General features: G+C 69.0%; 21 protein-coding genes. 17 read left to right on the top strand and 4 right to left on the bottom strand.

Features of this window, described 5'->3' with window-relative positions; all coding sequences use genetic code 11:
- Nucleotides 1-287: 287 nt before the first annotated feature.
- From lepA to recO, 6 genes are all read left to right on the top strand, one after another.
- Nucleotides 288-2,081 (top strand): translation elongation factor 4, encoded by a 1,794-nt coding sequence (gene lepA, locus ABB34_RS11235; RefSeq protein WP_057641419.1) that lies wholly within the window; start codon nucleotides 288-290, stop codon nucleotides 2,079-2,081.
- Nucleotides 2,082-2,198: 117 nt separating this feature from the next.
- Complete coding sequence (gene lepB, locus ABB34_RS11230) at nucleotides 2,199-3,017, top strand: signal peptidase I (protein WP_057641418.1); 819 nt, start codon at nucleotides 2,199-2,201, stop codon at nucleotides 3,015-3,017.
- A gap of 30 nt (nucleotides 3,018-3,047) precedes the next feature.
- Nucleotides 3,048-3,416: a DUF4845 domain-containing protein gene (locus ABB34_RS11225; RefSeq protein ID WP_057641417.1), complete on the top strand. Its 369-nt coding sequence runs from the start codon at nucleotides 3,048-3,050 to the stop codon at nucleotides 3,414-3,416.
- Nucleotides 3,413-4,087, top strand: a complete 675-nt coding sequence (gene rnc, locus ABB34_RS11220; protein ID WP_057641416.1) for a ribonuclease III — start codon at nucleotides 3,413-3,415, stop codon at nucleotides 4,085-4,087. Before ABB34_RS11225 ends, rnc begins: the two co-directional genes overlap by 4 nt.
- Nucleotides 4,084-4,980 (top strand): GTPase Era, encoded by an 897-nt coding sequence (gene era, locus ABB34_RS11215; protein ID WP_057641415.1) that lies wholly within the window; start codon nucleotides 4,084-4,086, stop codon nucleotides 4,978-4,980. Before rnc ends, era begins: the two co-directional genes overlap by 4 nt.
- Nucleotides 4,981-5,178: 198 nt before the next feature.
- Nucleotides 5,179-5,904, top strand: coding sequence for a DNA repair protein RecO (gene recO / locus ABB34_RS11210; protein WP_057641414.1), 726 nt, complete (start codon nucleotides 5,179-5,181; stop codon nucleotides 5,902-5,904).
- Nucleotides 5,905-6,039: 135 nt separating this feature from the next.
- Here recO and ABB34_RS11205 read toward each other — a convergent pair whose 3' ends face one another.
- A complete protein-coding gene (locus tag ABB34_RS11205) occupies nucleotides 6,040-6,741 on the bottom strand; it encodes a response regulator (protein WP_057641413.1) in 702 nt (233 codons plus the stop codon).
- 125 nt (nucleotides 6,742-6,866) lie between these two features.
- Between ABB34_RS11205 and rlmD the strand changes: the two genes are divergently transcribed.
- The 8 genes from rlmD to ABB34_RS11165 all read left to right on the top strand — a co-directional run bounded on the left by rlmD (nucleotide 6,867) and on the right by ABB34_RS11165 (nucleotide 13,887).
- A complete protein-coding gene (rlmD, locus tag ABB34_RS11200) occupies nucleotides 6,867-8,204 on the top strand; it encodes a 23S rRNA (uracil(1939)-C(5))-methyltransferase RlmD (protein WP_057641412.1) in 1,338 nt (445 codons plus the stop codon).
- A gap of 158 nt (nucleotides 8,205-8,362) precedes the next feature.
- The gene (locus ABB34_RS11195; protein WP_057641411.1) at nucleotides 8,363-8,866 is read left to right on the top strand and encodes a CYTH domain-containing protein; all 504 of its coding nucleotides are present in this window, start codon (nucleotides 8,363-8,365) and stop codon (nucleotides 8,864-8,866) included.
- A 19-nt stretch (nucleotides 8,867-8,885) separates the two neighbouring features.
- Nucleotides 8,886-9,575 carry a DsbA family oxidoreductase gene (locus ABB34_RS11190; RefSeq protein ID WP_057641410.1) on the top strand — a complete coding sequence of 230 codons (690 nt, stop codon included), beginning with the start codon at nucleotides 8,886-8,888 and terminating at the stop codon, nucleotides 9,573-9,575.
- A gap of 55 nt (nucleotides 9,576-9,630) precedes the next feature.
- Nucleotides 9,631-10,638 (top strand): beta-N-acetylhexosaminidase, encoded by a 1,008-nt coding sequence (gene nagZ / locus ABB34_RS11185; protein ID WP_057641409.1) that lies wholly within the window; start codon nucleotides 9,631-9,633, stop codon nucleotides 10,636-10,638.
- Nucleotides 10,638-11,189 carry a hypoxanthine-guanine phosphoribosyltransferase gene (locus ABB34_RS11180; protein WP_057641408.1) on the top strand — a complete coding sequence of 184 codons (552 nt, stop codon included), beginning with the start codon at nucleotides 10,638-10,640 and terminating at the stop codon, nucleotides 11,187-11,189. The genes nagZ and ABB34_RS11180 overlap by 1 nt, the downstream gene beginning before the upstream one ends.
- 173 nt (nucleotides 11,190-11,362) lie before the next feature.
- The gene (locus tag ABB34_RS11175; RefSeq protein ID WP_057641407.1) at nucleotides 11,363-12,109 is read left to right on the top strand and encodes an S-methyl-5'-thioinosine phosphorylase; all 747 of its coding nucleotides are present in this window, start codon (nucleotides 11,363-11,365) and stop codon (nucleotides 12,107-12,109) included.
- A gap of 90 nt (nucleotides 12,110-12,199) precedes the next feature.
- The gene (gene cspE, locus ABB34_RS11170) at nucleotides 12,200-12,406 is read left to right on the top strand and encodes a transcription antiterminator/RNA stability regulator CspE (protein WP_057506519.1); all 207 of its coding nucleotides are present in this window, start codon (nucleotides 12,200-12,202) and stop codon (nucleotides 12,404-12,406) included.
- Nucleotides 12,407-12,657: 251 nt separating this feature from the next.
- Entirely contained in the window at nucleotides 12,658-13,887 is a 1,230-nt protein-coding gene (locus tag ABB34_RS11165) for an FAD-dependent oxidoreductase (RefSeq protein ID WP_211258198.1), read from the top strand.
- 83 nt (nucleotides 13,888-13,970) lie between these two features.
- On the opposite strand, the gene ABB34_RS11160 is transcribed toward ABB34_RS11165, so the two are convergent.
- The 3 genes from ABB34_RS11160 to ABB34_RS11150 all read right to left on the bottom strand — a co-directional run bounded on the left by ABB34_RS11160 (nucleotide 13,971) and on the right by ABB34_RS11150 (nucleotide 16,239).
- Nucleotides 13,971-14,366 carry a hypothetical protein gene (locus ABB34_RS11160; RefSeq protein ID WP_057641405.1) on the bottom strand — a complete coding sequence of 132 codons (396 nt, stop codon included), beginning with the start codon at nucleotides 14,364-14,366 and terminating at the stop codon, nucleotides 13,971-13,973.
- Between the two features lie 242 nt (nucleotides 14,367-14,608).
- On the bottom strand, nucleotides 14,609-14,941 hold the full coding sequence (locus ABB34_RS11155; RefSeq protein ID WP_057641404.1) for a hypothetical protein: 333 nt from the start codon (nucleotides 14,939-14,941) through the stop codon (nucleotides 14,609-14,611).
- A gap of 122 nt (nucleotides 14,942-15,063) precedes the next feature.
- A complete protein-coding gene (locus ABB34_RS11150; RefSeq protein WP_057641403.1) occupies nucleotides 15,064-16,239 on the bottom strand; it encodes a thiolase family protein in 1,176 nt (391 codons plus the stop codon).
- A 180-nt stretch (nucleotides 16,240-16,419) separates the two neighbouring features.
- On the opposite strand from ABB34_RS11150, the gene ABB34_RS11145 reads away from it, so the two are divergent.
- The 3 genes from ABB34_RS11145 to pheA all read left to right on the top strand — a co-directional run bounded on the left by ABB34_RS11145 (nucleotide 16,420) and on the right by pheA (nucleotide 21,705).
- A complete protein-coding gene (locus ABB34_RS11145; protein ID WP_057641402.1) occupies nucleotides 16,420-19,260 on the top strand; it encodes an autotransporter serine protease in 2,841 nt (946 codons plus the stop codon).
- Nucleotides 19,261-19,359: 99 nt separating this feature from the next.
- Nucleotides 19,360-20,445 (top strand): 3-phosphoserine/phosphohydroxythreonine transaminase, encoded by a 1,086-nt coding sequence (gene serC / locus ABB34_RS11140; RefSeq protein ID WP_057641401.1) that lies wholly within the window; start codon nucleotides 19,360-19,362, stop codon nucleotides 20,443-20,445.
- Between the two features lie 111 nt (nucleotides 20,446-20,556).
- Nucleotides 20,557-21,705 (top strand): prephenate dehydratase, encoded by a 1,149-nt coding sequence (gene pheA / locus ABB34_RS11135; RefSeq protein WP_057641400.1) that lies wholly within the window; start codon nucleotides 20,557-20,559, stop codon nucleotides 21,703-21,705.
- The last annotated feature ends 67 nt before the right edge of the window (nucleotides 21,706-21,772 follow it).

The following is a 21,772-nucleotide window of genomic DNA, read 5'->3' as shown; positions in this document are numbered from 1 at the left end:
GCGCCAGCGCAAGGGCCGGGGCGTGGAGCGGGGGCTGGGGTGAGGGTATGGGCGAAGCCCAGTGATGTTTGCTGCCGAGGCTTCGCCCGTACCCTTATCCGCCCCTTGCATGCCGCTCCTGCGGCATGCCCTTCGGGCCGGCTTTGCCGTCCGCTTCGGCATCCTGCCTCGCGAGCGGGGCACCTTCTCCCAAGGGGAGAAGGGATTCACGGGGCCACGCATGCGATAATCCGCCGCTTTCCTGACGACGCGCCGCGCCGCCGCCACCTTATATGCCTGCCGACCCAATGCGGAACATCCGCAACTTCTCCATCATCGCCCACGTCGACCACGGCAAATCCACCTTGGCCGACCGCATCATCCAGCTCTGCGGTGGCCTGACCGCGCGCGAGATGGAAGCGCAGGTGCTCGACAACAACCCGATCGAGCGCGAACGCGGCATCACCATCAAGGCGCAGTCGGTGTCGCTGCCGTACACCGCGCGCAATGGCGAAACCTATTACCTGAACTTCATCGACACCCCCGGGCACGTCGACTTCTCCTATGAAGTCAGCCGCTCGCTGGCCGCCTGCGAGGGCGCGCTGCTGGTGGTGGACGCCGCCCAGGGCGTGGAGGCGCAGTCGGTGGCCAACTGCTACACCGCGGTCGAGATGGGCCTGGAAGTGGTGCCGGTGCTGAACAAGATCGACCTGCCCACCGCCGACACCGAGCGCGCCAAGGCCGAGATCGAGGCGGTGATCGGCATCGATGCCAGCGACGCGGTGGCGGTCAGCGCCAAGACCGGGCTGAACGTGGAGGAGGTGCTGGAGGCGATCGTCCACCGCATCCCGCCGCCGGCCCCGCGCGACACCAACAAGCTGCAGGCGCTGATCATCGACTCGTGGTTCGACAACTACCTGGGCGTGGTGTCGCTGGTGCGGGTCATGCAGGGTGAAGTGAAGACCGGCGACAAGCTGCTGGTGATGTCCACCGGCCGCAACCACCAGGTCGACGCGGTGGGCGTGTTCACGCCCAAGCGCAAGGTCACCGGCAAGCTGTCGGCCGGCGAGGTGGGCTGGATCACCGCCTCGATCAAGGACGTGCATGGCGCCCCGGTCGGCGACACCCTGACCCTGGCCGGCGACCCGGCCCCGGCGCCGCTGCCGGGCTTCCAGGAAATGCAGCCGCGCGTGTTCGCCGGTCTGTTCCCGGTCGACGCCGAGGACTACCCGGACCTGCGCGAGGCGCTGGACAAGCTGCGCCTGAACGATGCCGCGCTGCGCTTCGAGCCGGAAAGCTCCGAGGCGATGGGCTTCGGCTTCCGCTGCGGCTTCCTGGGCATGCTGCACATGGAGATCGTGCAGGAGCGCCTGGAGCGCGAGTACGACCTGGACCTGATCAGCACCGCGCCGACCGTGGTCTACGAAGTGCTCAAGAGCGACGGTTCCATCGTGATGATGGACAACCCGGCCAAGCTGCCGCCGGTCAACCAGGTCGAGGAGATCCGCGAGCCGATCATCCGCGCCAACGTGCTCACCCCCGAGGAGTACATCGGCAACATCATCAAGCTGTGCGAGGAGAAGCGCGGCACCCAGCTTGGCATCAACTACCTGGGCAGCCAGGTGCAGATCAGCTACGAGCTGCCGATGGCCGAGGTGGTGCTGGATTTCTTCGACAAGCTCAAGTCGGTCAGCCGCGGCTACGCCTCGCTGGACTACCACTTCGTGCGCTTCGAGGCCGGCCCGTTCGTGCGCGTGGACGTGCTGATCAACGGCGACAAGGTCGACGCGCTGTCGCTGATCGTGCACCGCAGCCACGCCGACCGCCGCGGCCGCGAGCTGTGCGAGAAGATGAAGGACCTGATCCCGCGGCAGATGTTCGACGTCGCCATCCAGGCCGCCGTCGGCTCGCAGATCATCGCCCGCACCACGGTCAAGGCGATGCGCAAGAACGTATTGGCCAAGTGCTATGGTGGCGACGTTTCGCGCAAGAAGAAGCTGCTGGAGAAGCAGAAGGAAGGCAAGAAGCGCATGAAGCAGGTCGGCCGCGTGGAGATCCCGCAGGAAGCCTTCCTGGCCGTGCTGCAGATGGACAACAAGTGATGAAGCGGGGAACGGTGAACAGGGAACGGGGAATGTCGGGATCCGGTGCGCCGGTACCGATGGCGTCCCGTCCCATTCCCGGGTCCCCGTTCCCTGTTCCCGCTTTTAGGAATTTCCATGAAATGGTTTGAAATCCTGCTGGTGGTGCTGACCCTCGGCTCCGGCATCGTCCTGCTGCTGGACAAGCTGTTCCTGGCCAAGCGCCGGGCGACCAAGGGCGGCCTGCTGGACAGCGAGGAGCCGGCCGTCGTCGATTACTCGCGGGCCTTCTTCCCGGTGCTGGCGGTGGTGTTGGTGCTGCGCAGCTTCATCGCCGAGCCGTACAAGATCCCGTCCAGCTCGATGATGCCCAACCTGCTGATCGGCGACTTCATCCTGGTCAACAAGTTCGCCTACGGCATCCGCCTGCCGATCACCAACACCAAGGTGATCCCGACCGGCGAGCCCCGGCGCGGCGACGTGGCGGTGTTCCAGTTCCCCGGCCACCCGGGCCAGCCCGACGACCCGCAGCGCGGCGAGAACTTCATCAAGCGCGTGATCGGCCTGCCGGGCGACCGCATCGGCTTCCACGGCGACACGCTGTCGATCAACGGCGAGCAGCTGAGCTACGAGGTCAAGGGCGAATACGTCGGCAAGGGCCGCGGCGCGGAGATGACCGGCGCCACCCTGCTGAGCGAGAACCTGCCGGGCCGCACCCACACCGTGCTGGAATACCTGGGCCGCGCCAACCCGGCCGGGCAGGGCGACTGGGAGGTGCCGCAGGGGTACTTTCTGGTGATGGGCGACAACCGCGACAACAGCGACGATGGCCGTTTCTGGGGCCTGCTGCCGGAGCACAACCTGCGCGGCAAGGCGTTCCTGATCTGGCTCAACTGCAGCGGCTGGTTCTGCAAGGACGGTTTCGAGCCCTCCCGCATCGGGTCGGGCATCCAGTAACGTAATGGCGTATCCGGGGAGAACACACACATGAATCGCAAGCAAGGTGGCATGACGCTGACGTCGTTCCTGGTGGTGCTGGCCGTGGTCGGCTTCGCGCTGTACGTGGGCATGAAGCTGTTCCCGATGTACCAGGAGTTCTACGCGGTCAAGACCTCGATGAAGGCACTGGCCAAGGAGCCGGGCAGCTCCGACCCGAACAAGGCGCAGGAAATGTTCTTCAAGCGCATGGACATGAACTATTCGGACAGCGTCAAGCGCGAGAACATCAAGTTCGACCGCATCGAAGGCGGCGTGCGCATGGTCGTCAAGTACGAAGTGCGCCGGCCGCTGGTCGGCAATCTGGACATCGTCGGGAATTTCGAGAATTCCCAGGATTTGACTGGCGGCGGCTTTTGAGCAGGACGTTCCATCGCGGTGACCTGATCGGCCACCCGTTCCGGGATCCGGGCCTGCTGCGGCAGGCCCTGACCCACCGCAGTGCCGGCGCGCCGCACAACGAGCGTCTGGAGTTCCTTGGCGACAGCATCGTCAACCTGCTGGTCGCCGAGGCGATGTACAGCCGCTGGCCCAAAGCCGACGAAGGCGCGCTGACCCGCGCGCGCTCGGCGCTGGTCTGCGAAAGCGCATTGGCCGCCCTTGCCCGCACGCTGGAGCTGGGCGAACGCCTGACCCTGGGGCCGGGCGAGATGAAGTCCGGCGGCCACCGCCGCGATTCGATCCTCGCCGACGCCTTCGAGGCGGTGGTGGCGGCGATCTATCTGGACGCCGGCTTCGAGGCCTGCCGCGCGCGGGTACTGCCGTGGTTCGAGCAATCGATGGCGGCGGTGCCGGTCGGCAAGCCGGAAAAGGACCCAAAAACCCGCCTGCAGGAATGGCTGCAGGCGCGGCAGAAGCCGCTGCCGGCCTACGAGCTGGTGGCCGAGAGCGGCGACGACCACGCGCGGCATTTCCACGTGCGCTGCAACGTGGCCGACCCGGCGTTGACCACCGAAGGCGAGGGCAGCTCGCGGCGGCTGGCCGAACAACAGGCGGCCGCGGCCGCGATCGAGCAATTGGATTCCAAGTGAACGACACCTCTACCCATCGCTGTGGCAGCGTCGCCGTCATCGGTCGCCCCAACGTCGGCAAATCGACCCTGACCAATGCGCTGGTCGGCGCCAAGGTCAGCATCGTCTCCAACCGCCCGCAGACCACCCGCCACCGCCTGCTCGGCATCGCCACCTTCCCCGAGGGACAGCTGGTGCTGGTGGACACGCCCGGACTGCACCGCCAGCAGAAGCGGGCGATGAACCGGGTGATGAACCGCGCCGCGCGCAGCTCGCTGGAAGGCGTGGACGCCGGCCTGCTGGTGATCGAGGCCGGGCGCTGGGACGAGGAGGACACGCTGGCCTTCAACGTGCTGCGTGACGCCGGCATCCCGGTGGTGCTGGTGGTCAACAAGGTCGACCGGCTGAAGGACAAGGGCGCGTTGCTGCCGTTCCTGCAGCAGGTCACCGACGGCCGCGACTTCGCCGCGGTGCACCCGATTTCCGCGCAGAAGCGCAACGGCCTGGAAGCGCTGGTGGGCGACGTGCTCAAGCTGCTGCCGGAAGCCCCGCCGATGTTCGGCGAGGACGAGATCACCGACCGCAGCCAGCGTTTCCTGGCCGGCGAGCTGGTGCGCGAGCAGTTGATGCGCCAGCTCGGCGAGGAACTGCCCTATGCCACCACCGTGGAGATCGAGCGCTTCGCCGAGGACGGCAACCTGCTGCGCATCGGCGCGGTGATCTGGGTCGAGCGCGAGGGCCAGAAGGCCATCGTCATCGGCAAGGGCGGCGCGCGCTTGAAGGACATCGGCGCGAAGGCGCGGATGCAGATGGAGCGCCTGTTCGGCGCCAAGGTATTCCTCGAAACTTGGGTGCGCGTGCGCGAAGGCTGGTCGGACGACGAAGCCGCGCTGAAGGCGTTCGGGTACGAGTGAGGCAGGGAAGAAGCGGGGAACGGGGGGAACAGGGAATGATGGTTCGCGGGTAGCCGCATCCGGCTGCCCCGATCAATGATCGGTTCCGCTGTTTCCCTGTTTCGGCTGATGTGGCTTGGTTGGAAAGCGGCTGAGGGTTTGCCAACCTCCAGCCGCGGCCGGCTCCATTCCCCGTTCCCCATTCCCGGCTCCACCCCCATGCGCCTCGACGACCAACCCGGCTATGTCCTGCACGCGCGCCCCTGGCGCGAAACCAGCCTGCTGGTGGAAGTGCTGACGCAGGAGCACGGCCGCGTCGGCCTGCTGGCGCGCGGGGTGCAGGGGCCGAAGAAGCAGGCGCTGCGCGCGGCCTTGCAGCCGCTGCAATCGATCCGTTTCGACGCGGTGCTGGCCGGCGAACTGGCGCAGCTGCGCCGCGCCGAAAGCCAGGATGCCGCGCCGCGCCTGCATGGCCACGCCATGCTGGCGGCGTTCTACGTCAACGAACTGGTGCTGCGGCTGGCGCCGCGCCACGATCCGCTGCCCGAGCTGCACCATGCCTATGGCGAAATCCGCCGGCGGTTGGGGGAGGCCGGCGGGCTGGCATGGTCGCTGCGCCGCTTCGAGCGCGACCTGCTCGAAGCGCTGGGTTTCGGTTTCGACTGGGCCCATGCCGCCGACGGGCAGCCGATCGACCCGGCCGCGCGCTACCGCCTCGACCCGCAGGAAGGCCCGCTGCGCCTGCTCAGCGAGCGCAATGCCGGCGAGCGGCGCGGGCTGGCCACCGGCACCGCGCTGCTGGCGCTGGCGGAGGACCGCCTGCCGGCGGCGGCCGACCTGGCCAGCCTGCGCCTGCAGATGCGCGCGGTGCTGCTGCACCACCTGGGCGGGCGCGGGCTGAAATCCTGGGAGATGCTCGGTGACCTGGCCCGCGGCAACGGCTGAAGCGGGGGCCGTCATCCACCCGGCGTAGGTGCGGGGCTTGCCCCGTACGGCGCTTTCCCGGTGAAGCCCTATGCGGGGCAAGCCCCGCATCTACAAGGGGTTCCAGACTCTCGCCCCTTGCCGACGTGGGCTCTCTCAATGGTGGAGCAGGGCATTCACCGCCGCGTCGAACTGCCGCCGCGCCATGTCCGAGTCAGGGGCCTGGTGCAGTTGCCGCACCGCACTGCCAAGCCGCGACGCGCCGACGAACCCGCAACTGGCCTGCAGCCGGTGCAGCTGTGCGCGTAGTGCACCGGTGTCATGCTGTTGCAAAGCCGAGGACACTGCGGCGCGGGCCCCGGGCAGTTCGGTCATGAACAACTCGCGCAGCGCGATCACGTGCGCGCCCTGGCCGTTCAGCGCCTGCAATGCCGCGTTTTCGTCCCAGTCCGGCGCTTCCGCGGTCGGGGCGGCGGCCCCGGCCAGCGCTTCGCGGACGCTGGCGAGCAGGGCGCTGCCGGCGAGCGGCTTGAGCAGCACGCGGTCGAACCCGGCCTGCAGCAGCGCCTGCCGGGTTTCCGGGCTGGTGTCGGCGGTGTGCGCCAGCGCCGGCACGCCGGCCTGCCGGGTGCGCAGGTAGCGCAGCAGTTCCGGGCCGGTGCCGTCGGGCAGGTTGGCGTCGACCAGCCACAGGGCATGGCGATTGGCCTGCGCCAGTTGGCGGGCATCGGCAAGCGAGGCGGCGGTGTCCACCGTGGCCGGCAAGGCCATCAGCGTGGTGTGGAAGAAAGCCTGGCTGGTCGTGTCATCCTCGACCAGCAACAGGCGCGGCGGGTTGGCCTGCTGTTGCGTATTCATCTGCTGCCTCCATGTCAGCCATGCGCCGCATCATTGGCGATGCGCGGCGGGCTTGCAATAGACGGAAGTCACGCCTGCCACATCTGCGACAATGGCGCCCCTTTTTGCCCGCAGCCGTCCGCCACGTGGCCCGATCCCGTTCCCGCATAGACAAGACCCCGTTCCAGACCGACATCCTCGACCTCAGCCACGACGGCCGCGGCGTCGCCCGCCGCGAAGGCGAGGGCGGCAAGGTGACCTTCGTGGCCGGTGCGCTGCCCGGCGAGACGGTGATGGCCGAGCAGACCGGCAAGAGCCGCCATTTCGACGAGGCCCGGACGGTGGAAGTGCTCAAGGCCTCGCCGCAGCGGGTGCAGCCGCGCTGCCCGCATTTCGGCGTGTGCGCCGGCTGCGTGCTGCAGCACCTGGAGGAAGGCCAGCAGATCGTCGCCAAGCAGCGGGTGCTGATGGACAACCTGGCCCGCATCGGCCACGTCAGCCCCGGCGCGGTGCTGCCGCCGCTGGTCGGCGCGAACTGGGGCTACCGGCGCAAGGGCCGGTTCTCTGTGCGCCGGGTGGAGAAGAAGGACAAGACCCTGGTGGGCTTCCGCGAGCAGGACCCGCGCTTCGTCGCCGATTTGTCGCAGTGCCTGACCGTGATCCCCGAAATCGGCACCAGGGTATCGGCGCTATCGGCGTTCATCGAAACGCTGGACGGCAGGCGCGACATCCCGCAGATCGAGTTCATCGGCGGCGATGCCGCCATCGCCCTGACCGTGCGCCACCTGCAGCCGCTGTCCGACGCCGACAGGCAAGCGTGGCAGGCATTTGGTGAAGAACACGGTTTCGCCATCTACCTGCAGCCCGGTGGTCTGGAAACGGTGCATCCGCTGTGGCCGGCCGAGGGCGTGCCGCTGTCGTTCGCGCTGCCGCAGTGGAGCGTGGAACTGGCGTTCCGCCCGCTGGATTTCATCCAGGTCAACGCCACGCTCAACGAGAAGATGATCGCGCACGCGCTGGCGCTGCTGGACGCACGGCCGGACGAGCGCGTGCTCGACCTGTTCTGCGGGCTGGGCAACTTCACCCTGCCGCTGGCGCGCACCGTGCGCGAGGTGGTTGGCGTGGAGGGCGAGGCCGGGCTGGTCGCGCGGGCGAAGGAAAACGCGCAGCGCAACGGCCTGGACAACGCGCAGTTCTTCGCCGCCGATCTCACGCAGGACCAGCGCAACGCGCCGTGGATGCGGCAGGGTTTCGACAAGCTGCTGCTCGACCCGCCGCGTTCGGGTGCCATCGACGTGCTGCAGCAGCTGCCGCTCAAGCAGTTCAAGCGCATCGTCTACGTCAGCTGCCATCCCGGCTCGCTGGCGCGCGATGCCGGCTATCTGGTCAACGAGCAGGGCTTCACCCTGGTCAGCGCCGGGGCGATGGACATGTTCCCGCATACCGCGCACGTGGAAAGCATCGCGGTGTTCGAGAAAAATTGAATCCGCGCACATGGATGTGCGCCGCTCTTGCGAGGGATTCGCATCAATGAATCCGCGCACATGGAAGTGCGCTGCTCTTGCGAGGGACCCGCATCGTTGAATCCGCGCACATGGAAGTGCGCTGCTTTTGTGAAGGGCTCACATCAACGAGGTTTTGAATGGGCATCGAAATCGAGCGCAAGTTCCTTGTCACCAATGACGACTGGCGTGTCGCCGCGCATCAGGTCATCCCGATGGCACAGGGCTACATCAACGACATCGCGGCGATGGACAGTGGTGCACAGAAGGCCTCGGTGCGGGTGCGCATACAGGGCGATGCCGCCTACCTGAACATCAAGTCGCGCGAGCTCGGCCATACCCGGCAGGAGTTCGACTACCCGATCCCGGTGGACGAGGCGCGGCAACTGCTGGCGCTGTGTGTCGGCGGGTTGGTCGACAAGCGCCGCCACCTGGTCAACCACGGCGGCCTACTGTGGGAAGTGGACGAGTTCCTCGGCGACAACGCCGGGCTGGTGGTGGCCGAGGTGGAACTGCAAAGCGCCGACCAGCTGTTCGACAAACCCGGCTGGGCCGGCGCCGAGGTCACCGACGCGCCGCGCTACTACAACCTCGCGCTGGCCTCGCATCCATACAGCCAATGGCGCGCCGACGAGCGCGCCTGACCCGCAGGAGGAATCCCCCATGCGCATCGACATCTGGTCCGACGTGGTCTGCCCGTGGTGCTGGATCGGCAAGCACCGCTTCCGGCGCGCGCTGGAACTGATGGGCGACAAGGCGCCGCAGGTGGAGGTGCACTGGCATCCGTTCCTGCTCGACCCCGAGGCCGACGCCACGCCGGTGCCGTTGCGGCAGGCCTATGCCGCCAAGTTCGGTGGCGCCGAGCGCGCCGGGCAGATGCTGGCGCAGACCCAGGACACCGCGCGGGCCGAGGGCCTGCCGATGGACTTCGAACGGGGGCAGGTGCGGGTCACCACCCTGCCGGCGCACCGGCTGCTGTGGCTGGCCGGGCGCGAGGGCGTGCAGGACGCCGTGGGCGAGGCCCTGTTCCGCGCGCATTTCGCCGAAGGCCGCAACCTTGCCGACCCGCAGGTACTGGCCGAAGCGGCGGCGGCCGGCGGCATCCCGGCCGGGCGTGTCCAGGCCATGCTCGCTTCGGACGAGGGGCTGGCCGAGGTCCGCGCCGGGCTGGGGCAGGCGCAGGCGCTGGGCATCCAGTCGGTGCCGACCTTCGTCATCGACGGCCGCTACGCGGTGCAGGGCGCGCAGCCGCCGGAGGTGTTCGCGCAGGTGCTGGAGAAGGTGGCCGCCAAGCAGGCCCCGGCGGCCGGCGACGATGAACCGGCCTGCGGCCCGGACGGTTGCAGCGTCTGACGCGCCCGCCGCCATCTGCGACAATGCCCCGCTTGTTCGCAGGGAAACCCCGCACATGCTTCTGATCGGCGTCGCCGGCACCGAACTGACCGCGCCCGAATGCGACTGGCTGCAGCATGACGCCGTGGCCGGCGTGGTGCTGTTCAAGCGCAATTTCGCCTCGCGCGCGCAGGTGGCCGAGCTGACCGCCGCGATCCGCGCCGCCACCGCGCGCCCGCTGCTGGTTGCCGTGGATCAGGAAGGCGGGCGCGTGCAGCGCTTCCGCGAAGGCTTCACCGACTTGCCGCCGCTGGACGGTTTCGGCCGGTTGTACGCGACCGACCCGCAGGCCGCGCTGGCACTGGCCGAGCAGCATGCCTGGCTGATGGCCAGCGAAATCCGCGCCAGCGGGCTGGACCTGAGCTTCGCCCCGGTGGTGGACGTGGGCCACGGCAACCTCGCTATCGGCAACCGCGCCTTCGCCGAGGACCCGCAGGTCGTGGCGGCGCTGGCCGGGGCCTATGTGCGCGGCATGCACGGCGCCGGCATGGCCGCCACGCTCAAGCACTTCCCCGGCCACGGCACGGTGCGCGAGGACACCCACGTCGACGTCGCCATCGACCCGCGCCCGCTGCACGAACTGGAAGCGCACGATCTGCTGCCGTTCCGCGCCGGCATCGCCGCCGGGGCCGATGCGGTGATGATGGCCCACGTCGTCTACCCGCAGGTCGCGCCGGAACCGGCCGGCTACTCGCCGCGCTGGATCAACGCGATCCTGCGCGAACGGCTGGGCTTCCGCGGCGTGGTGTTCTCCGACGACATCGGCATGGCGGCCTCGTTCGCCGCCGGTGGGGTCAAGGCCCGGGTCGATGCCCATCTGGATGCCGGTTGCGACGTGGTGCTGGTCTGCCACCCGGAACTGGTCGAAGAATCGCTGCGCGCCGTGGAAGGCCGCAGCCTCAACACCGCCGCGTTGCTGGGGCTGATCGCCCACGGCGCACTGGGCTGGGGCGGCCTGCTGGCCGACGCCCGCCACGGCGATACCCGCAACCGTCTGCTCGAAACCCTCGGAAGAACCGCCTGATGTCCAAACTCACTCTCGAACAAGCCGTGGCCCAGGCCGACCTGCTGGTCGATCGCCCCGCCATCGATGCCGCCATCGCCGCCATCGCCGATGCCATCGCCCGCGACTACAAGGGCGAGGTGCCGGTGTTCCTGTCGATCATGAACGGCGCGCTGCCGTTCGCCGGCCAGCTCGCGCTGGAGCTGGGCGCACGCGGCCAGGACGCGCAGTTCGACTACATGCAGGCCTCGCGCTACCACGGCGAGAGCGGCGGCGAACTGGTGTGGAAGCACCGCCCGGTGTCGGCGCTGTTCGGCCGCCGCGTGCTGTTGATCGACGACATCCTCGACGAAGGCTTCACCCTGCAGGGCGTGCGCCAGTGGTGCCTCGAACAGGGTGCGACCGACGTGCGCATCGCCGTGCTGGCGGTGAAGAAGCACGACCGCTGCCTGCCCGACGTGCAGGCCGACTATGCCGGCGTCGAACTGCCGGACCGCTTCGTGTTCGGTTTCGGCATGGACGTCAGCGAAACGTTGCGCCCGCTGCCGGCCATCTACGCGATGAAGCAGTAAGCACTGCGCCACGGCCGGCCATGCCGCTGCCTTCGTAGGAGCGCACCTTGGTGCGCGAGGGGCTTCGCCGGGAAAGCCACATCGCGCACCAAGGTGCGCTCCTACCGGTCGGATCGGCATCCGAGCCGCGTTCCGCCCCCTCCCGCCTACCGGCAACCCAACAGGAAACCCCCATGGAACCCATCGCCCTGGCCGTGATCGGCGGCACCGGCGTCTACACGCTGGCTGCGCTGGACGACGTGCAAAGCCACGAGGTGCAGACCCGTTACGGCGCGCCATCCGGCCCGGTGCGCGTGGGCCTGTTGAATGGCCGGCGCGTGGCGTTCCTTGCCCGCCACGGCGAAGGCCATTCGATCCCGCCGCACAAGGTCAACTACCGCGCCAACCTTGCCGCGCTCGCGCAGCTGGGCGCCACCCGCGTGCTGGCGCTGAACACCGTCGGCGGCATCACCGATGCGTTCGGCCCGCGCGTGCTGGCCTGCCCCGACCAACTGATCGACTACACGTGGGGCCGTGTTTCCACGCTGTGCGAGGAAGAAGGCAGCGACGTGCTGCACGTCGATTTCGGCCATCCGTACACGCCGTCGCTGCGTGCGCGGGTGCTGGCGGCGGCGCATGCGCGCGACGTCGCCGTGCATGACGGCGGCTGCTATGGCGCCACCCAGGGGCCGCGCCTGGAAACCATCGCTGAGATCGCGCGCATGCGCCGCGACGGTTGCGACCTGGTCGGCATGACCGGCATGCCCGAGGCCGGGCTGGCGCGCGAACTGGGGCTGGAATATGCCTGCCTGGCGATCGTCGCCAACTGGGCGGCCGGCTGCGGCGACGCGACCGAGATCACGATGGAGGAAGTGCTGGCGAACGTCGCCGCGGCGTCGGCGGGCCTGCCCGAGCTGGTGGGCGAATTGGCGCGGGGGTGATTGTCATTCCGGCGCGGGCTTTGCATACTCCGCCGGTACGCCTTATTCAGCGTGCATCAATCCATTCATCGAACAAGGTCTCGCATCACCATGCCGAACGGTACCGTCAAGTGGTTCAACGACGCCAAGGGATTTGGCTTCATCTCACCGGAGGACGGCAGCGCCGACGTCTTCGCGCACTTCTCCGCGATCAATTCCAAGGGCTTCCGCAGCCTGCAGGAAGGTCAGCGCGTCAGCTATGACGTGACCCAGGGCCCGAAGGGCGCCCAGGCTTCCAACATCACGCCGGCCGAGTGATCCATTCGACCAGGCAGAGAGAAAGACCCCGCCGCGGCGGGGTTTTTCTTTGTTCATCGCCCGATTGCGGGGCCGGCACGCAGATGTTTCGTAGAGCGGGGCTTGCCCCGCTGGGGCATTCCCGGCCGAGCCTCGGCGGGGCAAGCCCCGCTCTACAGGAGATGGCACACCCTTGGCATCGTTCGAAGCGGCTCTCTGCCATCGGGCGATGAACCGTTTTCCGGGCGGCCGGCGCGAGGAGGGGGAATGCAATGAACAAGCCAATGGACGTCGCCATCGTCGGCTACGGCACCGCCGGGCAGGCGCTGGCGGTGCTGCTGACGCGCGACGGGCACCGCGTGCAGGTATTCGAGCAGGCCGCACAACCGGGGCCGGTGGGGGCCGGCTTCCTGCTGCAGCCCAGCGGCCTGCAGGTGCTGTGGCAGATGGGGTTGCTGCCGCAGGTGCTGGCGCATGGCGCGGCAGTGCGCCGGCTGTACGGCGACACGCCCTGCGGCCGTGCGGTGATGGACATGCGCTACGCCGGGCTGGATGCACGCCTGCATGGCATTGGCATGCAGCGTGGTGCGTTGTTCGCGCTGCTCGACGCGGCGTGGCAGGCGCGCGATGCGCTGCACGTGGACAGCCGCATCGTCGCCATCGACGACGGCCTGCGGCGCGTGCGGGACCGGCATGGCCGCTGGCACGGGCCGTTCGACCTGGTGGTCGCCACCGACGGTTCCGCCTCCGGCCTGCGCGCGCAGGTGCGCGGTACGCGGCTTGACCGCCCGTACCCGTGGGGCGCGCTGTGGTGCCTGTTGCCGCATGGCGACTGGGCCTTCGGCGACGAACTGCGCCAGCGCTACGTCGCCGCGCGCAAGATGATCGGCCTGCTGCCGGTGGGCACCCGCCCCGGCGACGACGAACCGCGGCTGAGTTTCTTCTGGAGCCTGCCGCGCGACGGGTTCGACGCGTGGGAACAGGCCGGGTTGGCGCCGTGGCTGCACGAAATCGAGCAGATGTGGCCGGAAGCGCGCCAACGCCTGCAGGGTGTCGGCATGCAGGCGCAACTGGCGCGCGCCAGCTACCGCGATGCGGTGCTGGACCGCTGGTATCGCGGCCGGCTGGTGCTGGCCGGCGACGCGGCCCATTCGATGAGCCCTCAGCTGGGGCAGGGGGTGAACATGGCCCTGCTCGATGCGATGGCACTGCGCGATGCGCTGCGCGGGGAGGCGGCCATCGATGCGGCGCTGGCGCGGTACCAGGCGCAGCGGCAGGCACACGTGCGGCTGTACCAGTTCTGGAGCCGCTGGCTGACGCCGGTATTCCAGTCCGAGCGCGACTGGATCGCCCGCGCGCGCGACCTGCTGTTCAAGCCGATGGGGCGCATGCCCGGCGGGCGCGGGCACATGCTGCGCGTGCTCAGCGGCACCCAGCACGGCCTGTTCGGCAAATTGCCGTTGGCAGCGGAATTCATCGAGGCGCTTGCCGGGCGTCCGTAGATGCGGGGCATGCCCCGCATCCACGTTCGGATCGTCGTTCGGGAAGGCCGCGCAATCGCCGGCGCGATTGCGCGGCGGCACGCCTACCGCTTGGCTTCGTCAGCCCTGGCGCGGGCATCCTCGGCCGCGTCATGGGCATGGTCGGCCGCCTTCTGCGCCGCATCGGCGGCTGCGGCGCTGGCATCGGCCGCGGCATCGTTGGCGGCGGCCTTGGCGTCTCCCATCGCGTTGGCGGTGGCATCGGCGGCCTTGTCCATCGCCTGCTCGGATTTGTCCAGGGCTTCCTGGGTAGCGTCGGCAGCGCGATTGGCGGCGTCGCGGGTCGCGGCGGCTGCGGCATCGCCGGTTTCGCGGGCGGCTTCGGCGGCGTGGTCGGCCGCGGCGGCCGCATCGTCGCGGGCCTGTTCCATGTCGGGCTTGTTGCAGCCGGCCAACGCCAACGCCAGGCCGCCAACCAGCAACGGGGCAATGATCTTCATCGCGTTCTCCAGTTCAGGGGGACAACGCATGCAGGTTAGGGGGCGGTGGATTCAGATCATGTCAATAAGCCGGGTCGGGCACCGGAATGCCTCGGCAGACGGGCTGCCGGAGGATTGCAGCCACGAAGAAACGGCAGGACAGCCGTTTTCCACGGCGAAGCCGCGCGAAGGGCGACGCACAAGCATGAAAAAAGCCGCTGGCGAACCAGCGGCTTTCCGAACTTGCGTCGAAGCGGAAGTTATTACTTCTTGGCTTCTTCGGCGGCGTCCTTGGCCTTGTCGGCCACGTCTTCGGCAGCCTGGGCAGCGTCGGCGGCGGCGTCGGCAGCAGCGTCGGTGGTGGCGGCAGCGGCGTCGGCAGCGGCTTCGCCGGCGGCGTCAGCAGCGGTGGCGGCGGTGTCGGCAGCAGCCTGGGCAGCGTCGGCGGTTTCGGCAGCGGCCTGGTCGGCGGCAACCTGGGCGTCGGTGGCGGCTTCGTTGGCGGCGGCAGCGGCGTCCTGGGCAGCTTCCTGCTTCGAGCAGGCGGCCAGGGCCAGGCCCAGGGTCATCGCGATCAGCAGCTTGTTGATGCTCATTTGTGAATCCTCGTCGTGGAATTTGGCTAACGCGCCATTGCGCGCCGGAAACATGATGGCGAGCAGATTTCGAGTGTCAAGCAACATCGCATTCATTTTTGTAAAAACGACATTAAGCCCAATCAAATCAATTCGATGGCGATGGCCGTCGCTTCGCCGCCGCCGATGCAAAGGGAGGCGATGCCACGCTTGAGGCCGCGCGTGCGCAAGGCGTTTGCCAGCGTAACCACCAGCCGCGCGCCGGAGGCGCCGATCGGATGGCCCAGTGCGCAGGCGCCGCCGTTGACGTTGACCTTCCCGTGCGGGATGCCCAGTTCGCGGATCGGCGCCATCGCCACCACGGCGAAGGCTTCATTGATTTCGAACAGGTCCACGTCGCCGGCCTGCCAGCCGGCCTTGTCCAGCACCCGCTCGATGGCGCCGATCGGGGCGGTGGTGAACCACTCCGGCTCCTGCGAGAAGGTGGCATGGGCGACGATGCGCGCCAGCGGCTGCACGCCGCGCCTGGCAGCCTCGTCGGCGGACAGCAGCACCACCGCGGCGGCGCCATCGGAAATGCTCGAAGAGCTGGCGGCGGTGACGCTGCCGTCCTTCTTGAACGCCGGCTTCAGCGTGGGGATCTTGGCGACGTCGGACTTGCCGGGCTGCTCGTCCTGCGCGTATTCGACCTCGCCCTTGCGGGTGGCGACCTTGACCGGGACGATCTCGCCGTCGAACGCGCCATCGGCCTGCGCGGCCTGAGCGCGCTTGACCGATTCGATGGCGTAGGCGTCCTGCTCCTCGCGGGTGAAGCCGAATTTGGCCACGGCGGCCTCGGCGAACACGCCCATCGACTGGCCGTCGTAGGGGTTGGTCAGGCCATCCCACGCCATGTGGTCCACCGCCTGGAAGCTGCCGTAGCGGTTGCCGGTGCGCGAGTTGGGGATCATGTGCGGCGCGTTGGACATGGATTCCATGCCACCGGCGACGACGACGGCGGCCGAGCCGGCCTTGATCAGGTCGTGGCCGAGCATGATGGCCTTCATGCCGGAGCCGCACACCTTGTTGAGGGTGGTGCAGCCGGCGCTGGTCGGCAGGCCGGCGGCCAGCGCGGCCTGGCGGGCGGGCGCCTGGCCGAGGTTGGCCGGCAGCACGCAGCCCATGATGACTTCGGAAACGTCGGCGGCGGGGATGCCGGACTGCGCCACGGCCGCGCGGATGGCCGTGGCGCCGAGGGTGGGGGTGGGAACGCCGTTGAACTGGCCGAGGAAGGAGCCGATGGCGGTGCGTTTGGCGGCGGCGATGACGATGTCGGACATGATGCGGTCTCGGTTGTATCTTGTGGCGATTATCGAAAGCCGGCTGTGGCGTGCCCATTGGACCAACGGCACATCCCGGCGGACGGTAGCGTGTCCATGCAGTATAGAAGGTCGCCATCGCATGGCCTGCCATCGGCGTGATCCGGCCGATGGCGGTCCCGGAACGCCAGGGGGAAGGCAATGATCAGAGCATCGCGGGTTCGCAACGTGTTGGCCGCTTCGCTGTCGCTGGCCTTGGCCGCGTGTGGCGGCGGGGGCGGCAGCAAGTCCACGCCGCCGCCCGTCGCGCCGCCGCCGGCGACCCCGCCGCCCTCCGGTTCCACCACGCCGCAGCCGGCGATGGACGCGCACCTGGCCCTGACCAACGCCAAGGCCGCGCAGGCGGCCGGCTTCACCGGCGCCGGCATCCGCATCGGCGTGGTCGATTCGGGGGTGATGCGCAACCACCCCGCGCTGGCCGGGCGGGTGCTGGCCAACTACAACTACATCGACCCGCGCACGAACAACCTGGCCGTCGACGACGTGGTCGGCCACGGCACCACGGTGGCGCAGCTGGCGGCCGGCGCGGCGACCGGCAACTGGCCCGGCGGCATCGCCCCCGGCGCGCAGATCGTCTCGGCGCGCATCATCAACGACGAGCGGCCCGAGGACGACGGCTCCGGGCAGGGCAACGAGGTCACCGGCGCGCTCGGGCTGGCCCCGATCCACGACGACCTGATCCGCGCCGGCGTGCGCATCATGAACAACTCCTGGGGCGGCCTGTACTGGACGCGGGCGACGGCGACCGCGCCGATCGCCGCCGAATACCGGCCCTTCATCATCGACAACGACGGGCTGGTGGTGTTCGCCACCGGCAACGAATCGCGCGCCAATCCCAGCGACATGGCGGCATTGCCGAGCCAGCCGGGGCCGAACGGCACGCTGCCGGCGGCCGACCTGGAGCGCGGCTGGCTGGCGGTGGCGGCGCTGGACACCGCCAACCCCTCGCAGCTGGCGGACTACTCCAACGCCTGCGGCGTGGCGAAGGCCTACTGCCTGGTGGCGCCGGGGACGTCGGCCTTCCTCGGCCATGACGCCACCGCGTCCAACCTGTCCTATTACTACGGCAGCGGCACCTCCTATGCTGCGCCGCTGGTATCCGGCGCGGCGGCGCTGGTGTGGCAGGCCTTCCCCTATTTCGACAACGACCTGGTGCGGCAGACCCTGCTGGGCACGGCCACCGACCTGGGCGCGTCCGGTGTCGACGCGGTGTTCGGCTACGGCCTGCTCAACGTCGGCAAGGCGGTGAAGGGGCCGGCGAAATTCGATTGGGGCGACGTCACCGTCAACGTCAACCAGGGCGGGCTGGATTCGACCTGGAGCAATTCGATCAGCGGCGCGGGTGGCTTGATGAAGGAGGGTGCCGGCGCGCTGTCGCTGTCGGGTACCAATACCTATGCCGGCGCCACCCGCATCGAGCGCGGCACGCTGGCGCTGCGCGATGGCGGCTCGATCCGCTCGGACGTCACCATCGTGGGGCAGGCCGATCCCGCGCAGGCGGCGTTGCAGTTCATGGGCGCCGGCACCCGGGTGACGGGCAATGTCGACAACGGCGGCAGCATCGTGCTGCTGAGCAGCGGCGGCAGCGGCACCATCGACGGCGATTACGTGCAGCGCAGCGGCGCGCAGCTGCTGATCGCGCTGGGGGTCGATGCGCTGCAGGTCACCGGCACGGCGACGCTGCAAGGCGGCGGGGTGCTGATCAACGGCATGCTGGCCGGCTACGTGGCACAGGATGGCAAACGGCAGGAACTGATCCATGCCGCGGGTGGCGTCAGCGGCCAGTTCGACGTGGCCGCCAGTGCCAGCGCCGACGCCGGCATCGCCCTGCTGCAGGTCGACTACGACTACGACGCGCACAACGCCTGGCTGGAACTGCAGCAGGTCAGCGTCACCGGCGCGGCGCAGGCGGCCGGGCTCGGCACGCGGGCACTGTCGTCGGCGCAGCGGGTGGAACGCGCGTTCGAACTGCTCGACGGCGATGCGGACCTGCAGGCGGGCACGTTCGCCACCGGCGCTGCGGCCCTGCAACAGGGCGGCGGTGGCTTCGCCGGGTTGGCGGCCAGCCTGGACAGCCTGTCCGGCAAGGCGCATGCATTGGCAATGGCGATGACCTTCGACAGCATCGACATGAACCGCCGCGCGCTGTCGGCGCAGTTCGACCAGCACGATGCGATGCCGCTGCCGGGTGCGGCATGGATGCGCACGCTGGGCGCGGGCGGGCAGGGCGGGTATTCGGGCAGCGGTTACAGCATGGGCGGCTGGATGCTGGGCCGCGAGGCGGCATTGGGCGGCGACGGCGTGCTCGGTTTCGCCTTCGGTGAAACCCGGGCCAGCGCCGGCGCGGCGCTCGATCGCAGCCGCGACCGGCAGACGCAGGGCCAGCTGTATGCCGGCTGGCGGCAGGGCCGCGCCTACCTGCTGGGCAATGCCGGGTTCGGCCAGTATCAGCGCGAGCTGGATCGCGGCCTGCTGCTCGGCAACGCGCGGGCCGGCGTGCAGGCACGTTACGGCGGGCGTTTCCTTTCCAGCGGCGTCGAGGCCGGCTATCGCTTTGGTCGCGGCGCGCTGGCGTTGACGCCGTACATGGGTGCCGACTGCAGCCGCATCGACAACGATGCTTTCGCCGAGCAGGGCGGCTATGGCTTCGGCCTGAGCACCGGCGGCTGGCATGCCAGCCGCACCCGGGCATTGGCTGGTCTGCGCGGTGGCTACCAGTGGCGTGCGTTGGCGCTGGGCGGTTACGCCGAATGGCAGCAGGCGCTGTCCGACCGTGGGGCGGCGCTGGACGCACGCTTCGTCGGCATCGACGCATGGGCGCCGCTGGAGGGCCTGCAACCGGCACGCGCGGGCGGGCTGTTCGGCGTGTCGGCCGATGCGTGGCTGACGGGCAACGCGCGGTTGTCGCTGGGCTACGACCAGCGCTTCGGCGCGGGCGACGACAACCGGCAGGTATCGCTGCGCGTGACGCGGGTTTTCTAGGGCGGCGACGGGCGTGGCTGCTTGCAGCTGCAACTTTCCTGCGCGCCCCACAGCCTGTTGCGCTGCGGCATACTAGGGTTTCATCCCTGCAGGTGTGACATGACGCGCGCATTCAATTTCAGTGCCGGCCCCGCGACGTTGCCGGAAGCAGTCCTGCGCCAGGCGCAGCAGGAAATGTTGGAATGGAACGGCGTCGGCGCGTCCATCGTCGAGATCAGCCACCGCAGCGCCGAGTTCATGGCGATGGCGGCCCAGGCCGAGGCCGGGCTGCGCCGCCTGGTCGGTATTCCCGACGATTACGCGGTGCTGTTCCTCGGTGGTGGCGCGACTACCCAGCAAGCGCTGATTCCACTGAATTTCGCAGCCCCCGGCCAGCGTGCGGACTACGTGGTCAGCGGCCACTGGGGCAAGACCGCGATCAAGCAGGCCACGCCCTACGTGGACGTGAACGTCGCCGCCAGCAGCGAGGCGGGCGGTTTCCGCGACATTCCCGCGCGCGCGCAATGGCAGCTGTCGCCGGATGCCGCCTACGTGCACGTCACCGCCAACGAAACCATCCACGGCGTCGAATACCGCGACGTGCCGGACGTCGGCGACGTGCCGCTGGTGGCCGATTTCAGCTCGTCGATCGCCTCCGAGCCGATCGACGTGGCGCGCTACGGCGTGATCTATGCCGGCGCGCAGAAGAACCTCGGCCCGGTCGGCATCACCGTGGTCATCATCCGCCGCGACCTGCTCGAACGCAGCGGCCAGCCGCGCGCGGACATCTTCGACTACCGCTCGCACGCCGCGCGCGACTCCATGCTCAACACGCCGCCGACGTGGAACTGGTACCTGCTCGGGCTGACCGTGCAATGGATGCTGGAACAGGGCGGCGTGGACGCGTTCGCGAAGCTGAGCCAGGCCAAGTCGGCGCTGCTGTACGACGCCATCGACGGCTCGGGTGGCTTCTATCGCAACGAGGTGGCGCCGGCGGCGCGCTCGCGGATGAACGTCCCGTTCTTCCTGCCCGACGCCGAGCTGGACGCGCGCTTCGTCGCCGAGGCCAAGGCCGCAGGGCTGCTGGCCTTGAAGGGCCACAAGGCGGTCGGCGGCATCCGCGCGTCGCTGTACAACGCCATGCCGCTGCAGGGCGTGCAGGCGCTGGTCGCGTTCATGCGCGATTTCCAGCAGCGCAATGGTTGAAACACAACGCCCGTAGGAGCGACGTCAGTCGCGACCGGCATTACCGGCAAAGCCAAGGTCGCGACTGACGTCGCTCCTACACAAAGCAGCAAGGCAATCGAAGGAAGGAACATGGCCGCAAAGCCGAACAAGCCCCCCGCCAAGCGCACCCGCGCCAAGGCGACCGATGCCGCCGTGGCGCCGCCGGTCCTGTCCGACGTGCGCGCCAAGATCGACGACATCGACCGCACCATCCAGTCGCTGATCGCCGAGCGCGCGCGCTTCGCCCACCAGGTCGGCAAGGCCAAGGGCAAGCTGGCCGCCGCGGTCGACTACTACCGCCCCGAGCGCGAGGCGCAGGTGCTGCGCATGGTGGTGGACCGCAACGAGGGCCCGCTCAGCGACGAGCTGCTGGTGCACGTGTTCCGCGAGATCATGTCCGCCTGCCTGGCGCAGCAGGAGCCGCTGAAGATCGGCTACCTCGGCCCGGAGGGCACCTTCAGCCAGCAGGCCGTGCTCAAGCATTTCGGCCGCTCCGCGCTGGGGCTGCCGATGGCGACCATCGAGGAGGTGTTCCAGGAGGTGGAGGCCGGCAACGCCGACTTCGGCGTGGTGCCGGTGGAGAACTCCGGGCAGGGCACCATCCAGATCACGCTGGACATGTTCCTGACCTCCAACCTCAAGATCTGCGGCGAGGTCGAGCTGCGCGTGCAGCAGTACCTGATGTCGCGCAGCGGCCGCATCGAGGACATCGAGCGGGTATACGCGCACCCGCAGTCGTTCATGCAGACCTCGGCATGGCTGCGCGCCAACCTGCCCAATGCCGAGAAGATCCCGGTGACCAGCAACGCCGAGGGCGCGCGCCGCGCGCGCAACGCCGACGACGCGGCGGCCATCGGCGGCGAGAGCGCCGGCCACGTCTACGGCCTGAAGAAGGTGGTGACCAAGCCGATCCAGAACGATGCCGACAACACCACCCGCTTCCTCGTGGTCGGCCGCCGCTTCTTCCCGTCCTCCGGCCACGACCGTACCTCGGTGCTGGTGTTCATCCACGACAAGCCGGGCGCGCTGTTCGACGTGCTGAGCCCGTTCGCGCGCCACGGCATCAGCATGAACCGCATCGAGTCGCGGCCCTCGCACCAGGCCAAGTGGGAGTACGGCTTCTTCATCGACCTGGCCGGCCACATCGAGGACGAAGCGATGCAGGCTGCGCTGGCCGAGCTGGAAGCGCATTCGGCGCAGATCAAGGTGCTGGGCTCGTACCCGGTTGCCGTGCCGTGACTTGTTTGAAAGCCCCTCTCCCGTCGGGGTGAGAGGGGCAGTTTGCGAACCACTGGTTCGCTGCCCC

The sequence above is a fragment of the Stenotrophomonas daejeonensis genome (assembly GCF_001431505.1).
Classification (GTDB): Bacteria; Pseudomonadota; Gammaproteobacteria; order Xanthomonadales; family Xanthomonadaceae; genus Stenotrophomonas; species Stenotrophomonas daejeonensis.
The sequence above is the reverse complement of the archived record's forward strand: the minus strand, read 5'-3'. Positions and strand labels throughout refer to the sequence as shown.